Below are 12,602 nucleotides of genomic sequence, written 5' to 3'. Positions count from 1 at the left end.
AGAGCAAAAGTGGACGACTTTTGCGCCGCCCGCCCCGGCAAAATACCGGCGCTACCGTGGCCTAATTTGCAACCGCCCTATACAATCGGCGACGAAACCGCCTTGCCCGACCTCATCGTGGGGATCGCAAGCTAGGTGACCCGCGTTCTGGCGGACGCCGCTTATGATGGCACCGTAGTTTCCGATTGCTTGACCCAAAAGTTCTGACCCGATGTCGAGATCACCATCCCGCCACTAATTACCGCTGTTCCCGGCCTACGCGATGGGCGCAACGCTCACATAGAGCATATCGCCGAGCATGGCCGAATGGCAGGGTAGTCAGCAACGGGATACAATCGCAGAGCCCTCGTCGAAGCCCAGATCGGGCGCCACAAAGACCCTCAACCGCATGACCCGCCTCGGTCATGCGGTCTTCAAACGTGCCGCATAGTCGTTCGGGGAAAGGGGCGCCTGCACCCATATTTTGACCCATGCAACAAGCTGGCATGAAAGAAAACTGAACCGTTGAGGTGATGGCTCATTGTTCGAGCAAATCACCTTGGCATCTGCTTAAATCACCGGAACTTCGCACGGAGCATATTGCTGAGTATATCCACAACGGTCACACAGGCGAGGATGACCAGCAAAACCGCTGACACCTGTGGGTAGTCCAGAAGGCGGAGCGAGCCGACGAGCTCAGTGCCGATACCGCCTGCACCAACCATACCCATGACGGTCGAGGCTCGAAAATTATATTCCCAGCGATACATGCTCACATCTGCGAATTGCGGAAAGACTTGAGGCAGGACGCCATGCAGGATGACTTGCATTGACGTGGCTCCTGACGCCTCGGTCGCTTCAATCGGTGCAGGATGCGCGTGCTCGATGGCCTCCGCAAAGAATTTTCCGACCATTCCAACCGAATGGAGGCCAAGGGCCAAAACACCAGGCAACATGCCAAACCCTACAGCTGCAACGAAAATTATACCCATGATCAATTCTGGGATCGAGCGAAGCGTATTCAGGACGACCCGCGAGACTTGGTAGATAACCTTGTTGGGCGATGTGTTCCGTGCGGCCAAGAAGCCCAGTGGCAAAGAGAGAGCGACCGCCAGCGCCGTGCCGGCGATAGACATAGCCAGCGTCTCGACAAGGGGTCCTACCCAGTCGCGCCAACGGCCGAAATCCGGCGGGAACATCTCAGTGCCGAGGATACCGATAGCCGGCAAGCCGCTGGTCAACCGGCTCCGATCTAGCATCCCGGTCATCCATAGCGATACAATGACGATCGCGGCGACTACGGCGATTTGAAGGAGCAGCTTTCGCCGCCCCTTGCTGTCCTCGGCCAGCACATCTTCAGCGTTGGTCAGCGCAGGCTGGGCAGTCAAGAGGCGGGTCATGGCGGTCTCCTAGTTCGGGCATTCTCAGTCGGCTTGCAGGTTCTTGCGGATGTCACGGATGATGTCGTAGTCGGCATCCGTGATTGCTGCGAACCCGTCGGCCTTGAACGGCGTCAGGACTGCATCGCCCGCGTCGGTCCCTGGCTCCAGCGTCAGGAAGGCGTCCTTGATTGAGTCTTCAAGCGCCTCGGTCATGTCGGTGCGCATAACCCAAGGATATTGTGGGATATCGGCGGAGTAACCGATGACAATCAGCTTCGATGCATCAACCGACCCCTTGGCCAGCAGGCTCTCGTAGATCGGACGGCTCAGACCGCCGACAGCGGCATTGCCCAGCTCGACGTTGCGCGCCACCGCGTCGTGCGCGCCCGTGAAGTTCTGGGTATAGTCATCGCCCTCCGTCACGCCTTCGAGCATCATCGTGTATTTCGGCGCGAAGTGGCTCGAGGTGGATGCCTGATCGCCAAAAGCCACATCGATGCCCGACCCTTCGATATCGTCGATCGAGTCGATACCGCTTTCGACATTGGCAATGAGGACAGACTGGTAGGTGGTGCTTCCATCCGTCACGCGCGCGGCGAACGGCTCGATGTCCAGATCGCCATCCGCCATCTTGGCCTTGGCGATGGTGTAGGAGGCCGGCCCAAAATACGCGACATCCACGCGGCCAAAGCGCATCGCCTCGATCATCGAAGAGTAATCGGTCGTGACGATCAGTTCGATATCCTTGCCGAGCTTCTCTTCAAGATACGCGGCCAGCGGCTTGTTATCCTGGATCACGGTCGAGGCGTTTTCATCAGGAAGCAGCGCGACGCGCAAAGTGTCCGGATCATAATCGCCTGCTGCGAATGCGGCTGTTGAGGCCAGCAGCATGGCGGTGAGAGTTGCGATATTCTTCATGGCAGTCTCCAAGAGTTGAAAGATCAGTTGGTCGTATCGGCCGGCGCGCCGTAGATGCGCGACAGCGCGGCGTTATCCAGTGCCGAGGGCGGTCCGTCAAAAACGATGTCACCATCACAGAGGCCGATGATGCGATCGGCATAGGCCTTGGCAAAATCGAGTTGGTGAAGGCTGACAATGACGGGAATTCGGTCTTCGCGGCATACGTCGCGGAGGATTTTCATCACCCGGTCCGAAGATGCTGGATCGAGCGATGCGATAGGCTCGTCCGCGAGGATCAGCTTTGGCTCCTGCGTGAGCGCGCGCGCAATGCCGACGCGCTGCTGCTGGCCACCCGAAAGGCTGTCACAGCGTGTCAGCGCCTTGTCAAAGAGGCCCACGCGGCTGAGAGATTCCAGCGCAAGGTGTTTCTCGGCGCGCGAAAAGCCTGCCAAACTGCTCCAGACAGAATGGCGACCGAGACGCGCCATGAGGATATTGCGCAGAGCGCTCAGGCGGCCGATCAGTTGGTGCTGCTGAAAGATCATGGCGGTGTCGCGCCGATGAAACCGGATATCGCGGCGCGACTTCAACTGCTGGCCCGCCGATGTCACGATATGTCCTGCGCTTGGCTGGGTCAGCAGGTTGAGAGTGCGAAGAAGCGTAGACTTACCGGCGCCCGACGGACCAAGAAGGACGGTCACTTCCCCGTCCATGAATTGGCAGGTGGTCTTATTGAGTGCGCGTGTGCCGTTCGGGTACACGACTTCGACATCGTCGACGCTCAGAATATCACGTCCCATAATACTCATTGACCCATCCATCGCACCGATTCTCCTTCTGTTAGTTCTTTGATACGCAATATATATGACAGTTTTATTACATATTGCGATATATGTTCCTTGCTGTTAGTGATTGGAAAATCGCAGCTAAGGATGTTGGATAATGGTCAAAATTGTAGTGCCCAACTGGATCGAAGATGAGACGCTGGCACGCCTTTCAGCGCACGGGGATGTCGTGACCAGCGAGGGGCGCGATCCACTCGCCGACGACGAATTGCGTGCGGCTTGCGCGGATGCATCGGCGTTGATGGCCTTCATGACCGAGTGCGTCGACCGCCCATTTCTGGACGCCTGCCCCAAATTGAAGATTATTGCCGGCGCATTGAAAGGCTTCGATAATCTTGATCAGCGGGCCTGCACAGATGCCAGGGTGCTGTTGACCTATGTTCCGAACCTTTTGACCGAGCCGACGGCCGAGTTGGCCATTGGCCTCAGCATTGCGCTCGCACGGAACATGCGTGCGGGAGACGCGCATCTACGGTCAGGAACGTTCGCCGGGTGGCGGCCCAATTTTTATGGTGGCAGCCTGCAAGGCGCGACCGTGGGCATCATCGGCGGCGGTGCAGTGGGCCGCGAGACAATGCGGCTCCTTTCGGGTTTTCGAGGCCGGCGCATCTACTTCGACGAAAATCGCCTCGACCCCACGACGGAAAAAGCTCTCGATGCGCAGTACGCTCCGCTCGATGATCTCACCCGCCTGTCTGACTTCATCATCCTTGCGCTGCCATTGACGGACCAGACCAAGCACATCGTGAATGTATCTTTTCTAGCAGCGATGAAACAAGGGACTTATCTGGTCAATCCCGCGCGCGGATCGTTGGTGGATGAGGCCGCCGTCGTGGAGGCGCTGAACACAGGCCGCCTTGCCGGCTATGCCGCGGACACGTTCGAGATGGAGGATTGGCATCGCCCGGATCGGCCAAGGCAAGTTCATCCAGCGCTCCTCGCCTGTGACCAAACGGTTCTGACACCGCATATCGGATCGGCAGTCAGCGAGGTGCGCCGCCAGATTGCAGCCGAGGCCGCCGATGAGATCATCGCCTTTCTTTCTGGCAAGCGGCCGCGCCACGCCGTCAATCCCGAGGTGCTCGAGACGTGAACCCGACTGTTCTCAAAAGCTTCGTCGCGCTGGCCGAACTCGGCAGCTTCCAGACTGCCGCCGTCCGGATCGGCATCGCGCAGCCTACCCTGTCGCAACATATCAAGAAATTGGAGGAGGACTTAGGCGCGCCCTTGATCCAGCGCAGCCATAGCGGCAGCCGCCTGACCGACGCCGGGCTGCGACTCCTGCCACATGCACAGCAGATTCTTACATCCACTCAAAGGGCACAGGCCGCCGTTTTATCCGAGTCGCTCAAGATCGGGTGCAGCGGCAACATCGCATCATACTTCATGCCGGATGCGCTGGCATCCTTTCTCAAACAGACATCATCGCAGATGCGATGGGAGGTCATCTCAGCCCCAAACCCTCGCGTTGCGCAGATGTTGCTGGCCGAAGAGATCGACATCGCCGCGATGGAGTGGCCAATTTCCCACCCCGCCGTAACGGTGGCTCCTTGGCTCAGCGATGAAATGATCGTCATCCTGCCAAGCGATCATCCACTTGCCACGCGCGAAGAGATCAGCTTTGCCGAACTCAAGACGCTCAAGATGCTGGGCGGCGAGCGCGGCAGCGGGACCGGCACCCTTCTGACAGAAGCACTAGGGCCCCAAGCAGAAGATGTCGACACCATCGGCAATGTGGGCTCGACCGAGGCAGTTAAGCGCAGCGTGGCCGCCGGTCTGGGCGCGTCCATCGTGCTGGAGACGGCGGTGCGAGGCGAAATTGCTTCGGGCTCGCTGGCACGAGCAAGGCTCGAAGGAATGCCTTTGAGAAAGCAGTTTTTCATCGCGCAAATCACATCAAGCGCCGAGACCGGCCCAGCGGCCCGGCTTTTCAAGTTTCTACTTGAGTCCGACTGACGACCCTACCCGGATAGATTGGATCGACGCGCTAGTCACAGAGGGGGTTCCGTCGCAAAGTTCAGTGTGGCCAAGAAAGACGCTTCCTCGGTTGCGCGTCACGCGGCAAGACTGGCATAGATCTCGAAGGGGCAACCACTTCCCAACTCTCCTTTCCTGATCATGTGTGCCGTTTCTATACCGTCCAAAGTTGCAGTTGCTGATCTGAATGACTTGAAGCCCAACATCGGCCTGATCCGCCGTTTTACGCCTCGGTGATCCTGCTCAACGATGTTGTTATCCGGCATGAATGATCTCGGCACCCCAATCGGAGGTTTATAATACCTCGATGTGGGTTAGAATTGACCCACCGGGATTGGGGTGTTGGGAGCACGAATGGCGGGCAGGCCGAAGTATCTCATGAGCTGAGAGCTCGAGTTGTTATCTGGCCGCCCCTTCGACTTGCCCGGTTGCGCTGCGAGCGCGGATCCGTAGTTGTCGTGTGGCCCGCTGGCTCCCTTGTTTTTGAACATTGAAAGGAGCCAATCATGAAGATCATTGCCCTCGATGTGCATCGTACCTTCGCACAAGTGGCGATCCTGGAGAACGGCAAGATCAGGGATGCCGGTCGCCTGGAGCTTGAGCGCGAGCATATCCTGAAATTTGCAAAGCGGCTAAATGTGGAGGACGAGATCGTTCTGGAAGCGACGGTCAACACAAAAGCCATCGTGCGACTGCTAAACCGAGGATCAACCCCGCAGTCGAGAACATCATCGCGGTGACCCTGCGGGAGATGTGGTTGCGCCCGGAGCAGCCGGACCTTGCACCGATCGTTGAAGAGATCCGCACCCGCTGCGCAGAGGAAGGGCACACTCCGCCCGCCTATGTCACTGTCGCCCGGCGCATTCCCATCCTGTTCACCCCGGAAGAAATTGCCCGCCGCCGCCTGTCGGATAGTAAACACCTGCACCGGCTGAAGCCGCGACCGGGCTACATCCGGGCTAACCACGCGCTCGACGTTGTCCAGATCGATCACACGCCGGCAGACATCCAGTTTGTCGAGGTTATTGATGACCACGGTGTCTTAGTCGGGCGGCCATACCTGACCATCGCTGCCGATGTGGCGACGAGCGCGATCATCGGCTTCTGCCTGACCCTCGAGCGGCCGTCGCGACTGTCTGTGGCACTTTGTCTGGCGCACGCGATGTGCTGCAAGATTGACTGGCTGGCAGAACGCAGTATCGATCATGCTTGGCCGATGCACGGTCGCCCAAAGCAGATCGTCGTCGATTCCGCCAAGGAATTCCAAAGCAGCACCTTCAGCAGAGGATGCGCGGACTATGGCATTTCCATTCGCATGCGGAACAAGGGCACCGTGCATCGGGGCGGAGTCGTCGAACGCCTGCTGGGGAAAGTGAACACGGCGCTGCGGGCTTTGCCGGGCAAGACGGGGCGTTCCATCGCGGATCGGGGCGACTATGCCTCGGAAGCGCGGGCACGGCTCAGCTTCGCGGATCTTGAACGCTGCATCGCGCTCGCGATCATCGACCACAACCTGAGCCAGAATGCGCGCAAGCTGACCGTTCCGGAGAAGGAGTGGGAAGATCGGTTCCAGCCGAAAGACCAGCCGATCGATGCACCTGTCGATGTGCTGCTGAATTTCCTGCCGCGCAAGACGCGAAAAATTTCACCTCAAGGCATCACTCTCTTCGCCATCGACTATTTCGAGCCCTGGCTGGGCCCGCTGGTCGCGCGTCGTGACCGGCTGGAGCCGCTGGATCTGTGCTATGATCCTCGCGACATCAGCCATGTCTACGTCAAGGATCCGGATACCCATGCCTGGCGGCCGGTCAGGCGACGGGACGGACTGGCCGAGCCGATCACGCTCTGGCAGCACCAGGCGGATCGACAGAGGCGGCGCGAAATCCAGCGGCGCCCTGTGCAGGAGGCATCAGCGATCCGACGCGAAATCGCCGCAACTGTTGCCGCCGCCAAAACCCCCAAAAGCCGTTTGAAGGAGATGACCCGCGCCCGGCATGCCACCGAGGCAAAGAAGCCTTATGCCGACTTCGCTGCGCCTTCCGCCTCGGCCCAGGCAAAGCTCGACCCGGATCGTCCGCGGCGCGTCTTCCCGGTCGAGGATTGGTAAGGTGCCGGACCACCTCATGTCCGCCACCGTCCCACTCTTGCAGGCCGATGACGCAGTGCGGATCGCCCATGTGCGCGCGCCGCGCTGGATCAGCCATCCGGCGGCCGGCGCGGCGCATGACGCGATGCGACTGCTGCTCGAGCGACCGCGATCCCTGCGCCCACGCGGTTTGCTGCTTGCCGGTCCCTACCACAACGGCAAGACCATGATCGCCGAACGCTTCGCCGTCGAACATCTGCGTGCCGCCGACCAACAAAAGGTGTGGGTGATCCAGACCCGGGAAGGTGCAGGGCTGTCGCATTTCTATGCCAGCATCCTGTCCGGATTGCGCGCACCACAAGCCGCTGGCTGGCGCAGCCTGTCCCGCGCCGGCGATCAGGTCGATCATCTTCTCGAGCGCCTGAAGCCGCGCCTTTTGATATTCGACGAGTTCCACAGCGCGTTGCGCGGGCGGCGCCAGGATGTGAAGGCCATCTTCTCGTTCTTGCGGCGGATCGCACGGGTGCATGACATCTCACCCGTCCTTGTCGGCGAAATCGCGATCTACGATGCGGTTCATGATACGGACGAAATGGGCTCACGTTTCGATACGATCCCCATTCCACGATGGCCGTATGACGAGGAATTCGCGACGCTTCTCGACAGCCTGGAAGCCAGTCTGCCGCTCGCCGAAGCCTCCGATCTGTCGCGCGAACCCTTGGCGAAGATCATCCATGATCTGTCAGAGGGGCTGATCGGCGAGGTTGTCGAGATCGTCACCCGTGCCGCAGTGGCGGCAATCTCGCGCGGTGAGGGCCGGATCACGGGCGCAACCCTGTGGGACCTCGGCTATGTGCCTCTCTCGAGGCGCCGTAATTCCGCTTTGCGTCACGATATGACATGAGGTTTGGGCCGACCGAGATATCCGTCACACCTGCAGAGCGGTATGAAAGTGTGGCGGGAAGCCGTTGGCCAGTGAGCATTATGCCCGCACCAGGTGAACTTCTGTCGAGTTGGCTGCACCGCCTCGCCTACGCGAACGGCATACCTCCGCACTATTTTGGCACGCTTCTCGGAGCGCCGGGTGAGAACTGGTCGGCGCGGCTTGATCGGGCGTTGCCCGATCGCATCCTGCAGTTTCTGCGAGAGCATACCGGCATACCCGTGGAAGACATCGCGGCTCTGACCATTGCCCCTGACCCCTTGGCCCGGCTGCGTTTGCCCCTGCGGGCATCGCCTCAGCAGAGTTGCGCACCCAGGAGGCAGGTTACCTGGCTGCAGTTCTGTCCCGCTTGTCTGACGGAAGACGAAACGCCCTATTTTCGCCGAGGCTGGAGCCTCGCGACACGCGTTTCTTGCTTTCACCACGGTTGTCGGCTTCGGGACAGGTGCCCATCTTGCGGGGGCGGATTGGCTCCGTTCAGCCAGAAGCGTCTTGTGCCGCATCAGATCTGCGCCTGGTGCGGCGCGGCCCTCTGCAAACGCACCCGTCCCGCCGCCAACGGAGTTCGGCGTCTGGAGCGTCTGATCGACGATCTGCTTCGTCTGCAGGCATCAGGGCATCGAATGGCAGAGGGGCGATCACTCCCGGACCTTCTTGGATCAGCCTGCTTTCAATTTAGTCGACGGCCAATGTCCATCGCGCGCCTCTCTCATCGGGATCGCTATCAGCTGTTTTGGCAATTGACGGACGGGCAATCGACGCCGTTCGGAACGCGAAGAAGTTCCGCGATCATTTATTGGAAACGCGTCGCTCAGGTTGCGCCAGCTTGGGGCGGACTGGTCACATCTTTCAGCGATGCCGTCCTGCCTCGGCCCAAAGCTGGGCCTTGCTCTAACACCGCTGGCCCGAATTTGGCGGATCTCGTTCAGGCGGCCGCGCGGCTCGATCAGCAGCGGCAAGCGCTGTAAAAATTCCCGGTGAGTTTCAGGCGCGCGCGGCCAGCCCGGCATCATTCAGCTGTTCAGCGTCTGGCAGATCGCGCAAGCTCTCCAGCCCGAAAGCTGCGAGGAACGCGTCTGTGGTCACGAAGGTATAGGGGGCACCACGACGCGGCGCGCGCGGCCCAGTTCCAATCAGACCGTGTGCATGCAGCCGCCCGATCAGGTCGCGGCTGATCTCTTTGCCGAAGATATCCTTCAGCCCGTCGCGGGTGATCGGCTGGTGGTAGGCGATCGCCGCCAAAATCGCCACGTCGAACTCGTTCAGGTCCAGCAGTTGGTCGCTCACATCAGCAGCGGCGCGGATTGCAGGCGCGTAAACAGGCCGCGTCCGGAACATCCAGCCGCCAGCAACCATGGCAATCTCGAACGCCCGCCCCTCCAGATCGGCGGCCAGATCCTCGACCAGCAGATCAACCGAAGTCCCCTGCCCCACTATGCGCGCCAGATCCTCGCGCGGTACAGGCGAGGCAGAGGCAAACAGCACCGCCTCGATCCGGCGCATCCATTCGCGCCAGCGCAACTCCGGCGGCAGGTCGGATAGTTCGCGGTCAAGCTCGGTGTCGAGTCCATCCTTGACCATCGCTCAGACTCCGTAGAGCCGGAAGGTGTCGCGGCCAGTCAGTTCGCGCACCGCCCCGAGGTCAACCAGCCGGTCGCAGAGACGCCGCGCGGCGCGGTCCGGCAAGGGCAGGGCACCGGGTGCCACCGCATCGCGGGTCAGGAACATGTCGACGGCGTCGCCTGCCCCCTTTGCCCGAAGCTTTGGTGCGACCGCTTTGAGATGCGCCGTCCGCCGCGCGAGGTCTGCGGCGAGACGCACCGCCTCGCGGGTCGATGAGATGAGCGCGCGATGACAGGCCAGGCGCAAATCGTCACCCCGCTTGCGCAGGTCTGTGCGTTTCAAACCCGCGGCCAGCAGCGGCACGACATGATCCCAACCAAGCGCCTGGGCGAGGGCGGAGTCCGCGAGGATCAACGCCGGGACTTCGGCACGGGGTGCCTCCGTCAGGACAGCATCCAGCACCAGTGCTGCTCGTTTGACCGGCGCCCCCTCCCCCGCATCGAGCCACGTCGCGATCTGGCCCGGCTCGAAGGCCGGCAAGGCTCGGCCCAGAGCCTTGACCGACACCGGTCGTTCAGCGGCGCGACGCCAAGAAAGATATGTCTCCCCTGCCGGGCCAGGTAGATCGCCAGGGCGCAGAAGATGAATCGCGTCGCGCAGCTCTGGGGCTCTTTCCAGACGACCAGAAAACCCGACACATGCCTCGGCCGCTCGCAGCGCCAGCCGATCCCGCAACAAGGCTTTGGGGACCTCTTCGCGTCCCAACACAAGATGCAGGTGGTTCAGCGCCGCGCCCGATAAAAACGCCACATCTTCAAAGGCTTCAGGACGTGCCGAGGTGACCCATGCGGGCATCCGGGGTAGAGTGTCTGTGTCGATGGAGTGTTCCGGTCGGGCAAATGTCATGACTGAAGCCTAAACCATCGCGGCGCTTTGCTCCAGAAAATAGCACAGAAAACGCCTCGCTCTATCTTTTGCCATGATGTCCGATAACCTTGTGTTATCGGACGTAAAAATGATAGGTTCAGAAACATGGGTCGTCTCACAAACAACAGCACCAAAATCGAGGGTTCGGGCGGGTCAGAGCCCGAGATTTCGAGCTCAGCGCCCCATACTGCGCCGAACAGTGACAAGCGCGACGAGAGAACTTCTCGGGACGGAGCCTCAATTGCTCTGCCCGCCCATATGGTCAGCTCCGGCGCACTCGACCGGCTGATCGATACCGCCCGCGACTACGCCGAGGCCTCGACGGCTGGCAACACGAACAAGGCCTATGCGGCCGATTGGAAACACTTCACCCGCTGGTGCCGGTTGAAAGGCACAGAACCTCTGCCCCCCTCGCCCGAGATGATTGGACTTTATGTGGCGGATTTGGCTGCACCAGCCGGGAAGACCCCTGCCCTTTCGGTCTCCACGATCGAGCGCCGTCTCTCGGGACTTGCCTGGAACTACAGGCAGCGCGGATTCACTCTTGATCGCAAGAACCGGCACATCGCTACCGTTCTGGCCGGGATCAAACGCAAGCATGCGCGCCCACCGGACCAGAAGGAAGCGATCCTTCCCGAGGACATCCAAGCCATGGTGGCCACCCTTCCCTTCGATCTCCGCGGGCTCCGGGACCGGGCGATCTTGCTTCTGGGTTATGCAGGCGGCCTGCGTCGGTCGGAGGTGGTCAACCTCGATGTGCATAAGGACGATACACCGGACTCTGGCGGCTGGGCCGAAGTCTTCGACGGCGGCGCCCTGCTCACCCTCAATGCGAAGACCGGATGGCGCGAGGTTGAGGTCGGGCGTGGCTCAAGCGACCAGACCTGTCCCGTCCATGCGCTGGAGCAATGGCTACACTTTGCCAAGATCGACTTTGGCCCAGTCTTCGTGCGCACCTCGCGGGACGGGAAAAACGCCCTCGAGGCGCGCCTTTCCGACAAGCACGTTGCAAGGCTGATCAAGGCAACCGTTCTGAAGAGCGGCGTCAGGGCCGATCTGCCGGAAGCGAAACGGCTGGAAATGTTCTCCGGCCATTCCTTGCGCGCCGGACTCGCCTCGTCAGCAGAGGTTGATGAGCGCTACGTGCAGAAACAGCTCGGCCATGCGTCCGCCGAGATGACCCGGCGCTACCAGCGCAGACGCGATAGGTTCCGGGTGAACCTGACCAAAGCCGCAGGGCTGTGAAGCTCGAGAAACTAGGCGCACTGCTGAAGCGCTAAGCTGAAATTCCAACGCTTCAGTTTCAGCTTACTGCTTCAATTGAAATCGGGAACTAAACGCGACACTGTCGCATCTGCTGGAAGTGATCGAGCGGCTGGAGGCCAGGGGTGCGTTCTTTCGCTCGATCCAGGACCCGATCGACACTGGATCCCCGCAGGGCAAGTTCACGCTGCAGGTCTTGGGCGCTGCGGCCGAGTTCGAGCGCGCCCTGATCCGGGAGCGCACCAAGGCCGGCCTCGCCAGTGCGCGCACAAAGGGCCGCGTGGGCGGAAACCCTGGACTGCGGGCCAAAGACCCTGCCGCTCTTCGCAAGGTGCGGCTAGCGTGGTGCGCATCATCAACGGCCCCTTGCCCGAGGCGCGTCGCTGGACCCAAAGCCGTCTCTTGCGCGCTGTGAAGGCCTATGTCCGCGACGGCTTCCTGCCCGAGACAGTTTTGGCCCGCGCCGGCCGCCGCGAAACCGGCGACCGCCTGCCCGCCATCGTCGCCGCCATCAAGGGCGCGGATCCCGGCATTACGCTCCAGGCGATCTGTGAACGGCTGGAATCTATGCGCGAACGCACACCACGTGGCCGAACGAGATGGCAGCCGTCGTCAGTCAAGATGCTGTTGGAGCGGGCGGAGAGGCTGGGGCTGCTTGAGTAGCCTAACAACCTTGCAAATCCTCCACTACAGGGAAGGATTACATGGTTGTGGTCAGTTTCAGGCACAGAAGCCGT

General features: G+C 60.8%; 12 protein-coding genes and 2 pseudogenes. 8 read left to right on the top strand and 6 right to left on the bottom strand.

Annotated elements, in window-relative coordinates; genetic code table 11:
- Positions 1 to 554: 554 nt before the first annotated feature.
- The 3 genes from phnE to phnC are packed head-to-tail and all read right to left on the bottom strand — an operon-like array spanning position 555 to position 3,061.
- On the bottom strand, positions 555 to 1,379 hold the full coding sequence (phnE, locus tag PMES_RS03025) for a phosphonate ABC transporter, permease protein PhnE (protein ID WP_009573551.1): 825 nt from the start codon (positions 1,377 to 1,379) through the stop codon (positions 555 to 557).
- A gap of 24 nt (positions 1,380 to 1,403) precedes the next feature.
- Positions 1,404 to 2,279 (bottom strand): phosphate/phosphite/phosphonate ABC transporter substrate-binding protein, encoded by an 876-nt coding sequence (gene phnD / locus PMES_RS03020; protein ID WP_009573550.1) that lies wholly within the window; start codon positions 2,277 to 2,279, stop codon positions 1,404 to 1,406.
- A gap of 23 nt (positions 2,280 to 2,302) precedes the next feature.
- Complete coding sequence (phnC, locus tag PMES_RS03015) at positions 2,303 to 3,061, bottom strand: phosphonate ABC transporter ATP-binding protein (protein ID WP_236549677.1); 759 nt, start codon at positions 3,059 to 3,061, stop codon at positions 2,303 to 2,305.
- A gap of 142 nt (positions 3,062 to 3,203) precedes the next feature.
- Here phnC and PMES_RS03010 point away from each other — a divergent pair, with 142 nt between their 5' ends.
- A complete protein-coding gene (locus PMES_RS03010; protein ID WP_009573548.1) occupies positions 3,204 to 4,199 on the top strand; it encodes an NAD(P)-dependent oxidoreductase in 996 nt (331 codons plus the stop codon).
- On the top strand, positions 4,196 to 5,062 hold the full coding sequence (locus tag PMES_RS03005) for a LysR family transcriptional regulator (RefSeq protein WP_009573532.1): 867 nt from the start codon (positions 4,196 to 4,198) through the stop codon (positions 5,060 to 5,062). The genes PMES_RS03010 and PMES_RS03005 overlap by 4 nt, the downstream gene beginning before the upstream one ends.
- Before the next feature lie 98 nt (positions 5,063 to 5,160).
- Here the strand turns inward: PMES_RS03005 and PMES_RS03000 are convergent.
- Positions 5,161 to 5,340 (bottom strand): annotated as a pseudogene (locus PMES_RS03000) (DDE-type integrase/transposase/recombinase); the annotation flags it as partial.
- A 249-nt stretch (positions 5,341 to 5,589) separates the two neighbouring features.
- Here PMES_RS03000 and PMES_RS02995 point away from each other — a divergent pair.
- The 4 genes from PMES_RS02995 to PMES_RS16960 are packed head-to-tail and all read left to right on the top strand — an operon-like array spanning position 5,590 to position 9,080.
- Entirely contained in the window at positions 5,590 to 5,823 is a 234-nt protein-coding gene (locus tag PMES_RS02995) for a hypothetical protein (RefSeq protein ID WP_009573530.1), read from the top strand.
- On the top strand, positions 5,820 to 7,190 hold the full coding sequence (locus tag PMES_RS02990) for a TnsB C-terminal domain-containing protein (RefSeq protein WP_038147408.1): 1,371 nt from the start codon (positions 5,820 to 5,822) through the stop codon (positions 7,188 to 7,190). Before PMES_RS02995 ends, PMES_RS02990 begins: the two co-directional genes overlap by 4 nt.
- A gap of 16 nt (positions 7,191 to 7,206) precedes the next feature.
- A complete protein-coding gene (locus PMES_RS02985) occupies positions 7,207 to 8,073 on the top strand; it encodes a TniB family NTP-binding protein (RefSeq protein WP_093412196.1) in 867 nt (288 codons plus the stop codon).
- Positions 8,070 to 9,080, top strand: coding sequence for a TniQ family protein (locus PMES_RS16960; protein WP_131815007.1), 1,011 nt, complete (start codon positions 8,070 to 8,072; stop codon positions 9,078 to 9,080). Before PMES_RS02985 ends, PMES_RS16960 begins: the two co-directional genes overlap by 4 nt.
- Positions 9,081 to 9,096: 16 nt before the next feature.
- On the opposite strand, the gene scpB is transcribed toward PMES_RS16960, so the two are convergent.
- On the bottom strand, positions 9,097 to 9,693 hold the full coding sequence (gene scpB / locus PMES_RS02975) for an SMC-Scp complex subunit ScpB (protein ID WP_093412185.1): 597 nt from the start codon (positions 9,691 to 9,693) through the stop codon (positions 9,097 to 9,099).
- A gap of 3 nt (positions 9,694 to 9,696) precedes the next feature.
- Positions 9,697 to 10,581, bottom strand: a complete 885-nt coding sequence (locus tag PMES_RS02970; protein ID WP_093412187.1) for a DUF1403 family protein — start codon at positions 10,579 to 10,581, stop codon at positions 9,697 to 9,699.
- Between the two features lie 279 nt (positions 10,582 to 10,860).
- Between PMES_RS02970 and PMES_RS02965 the strand changes: the two genes are divergently transcribed.
- Both PMES_RS02965 and PMES_RS02960 read left to right on the top strand, forming a co-directional pair.
- Positions 10,861 to 11,847: a tyrosine-type recombinase/integrase gene (locus PMES_RS02965; protein WP_159964041.1), complete on the top strand. Its 987-nt coding sequence runs from the start codon at positions 10,861 to 10,863 to the stop codon at positions 11,845 to 11,847.
- 88 nt (positions 11,848 to 11,935) lie between these two features.
- A pseudogene (locus tag PMES_RS02960) lies at positions 11,936 to 12,528 on the top strand (recombinase family protein); the annotation flags it as partial.
- Positions 12,529 to 12,602 lie beyond the last annotated feature (74 nt).

It is taken from the genome of Profundibacterium mesophilum KAUST100406-0324 (assembly GCF_009835145.1).
Lineage (GTDB): Bacteria > Pseudomonadota > Alphaproteobacteria > Rhodobacterales > Rhodobacteraceae > Profundibacterium > Profundibacterium mesophilum.
The sequence above is the reverse complement of the archived record's forward strand: the minus strand, read 5'-3'. Positions and strand labels throughout refer to the sequence as shown.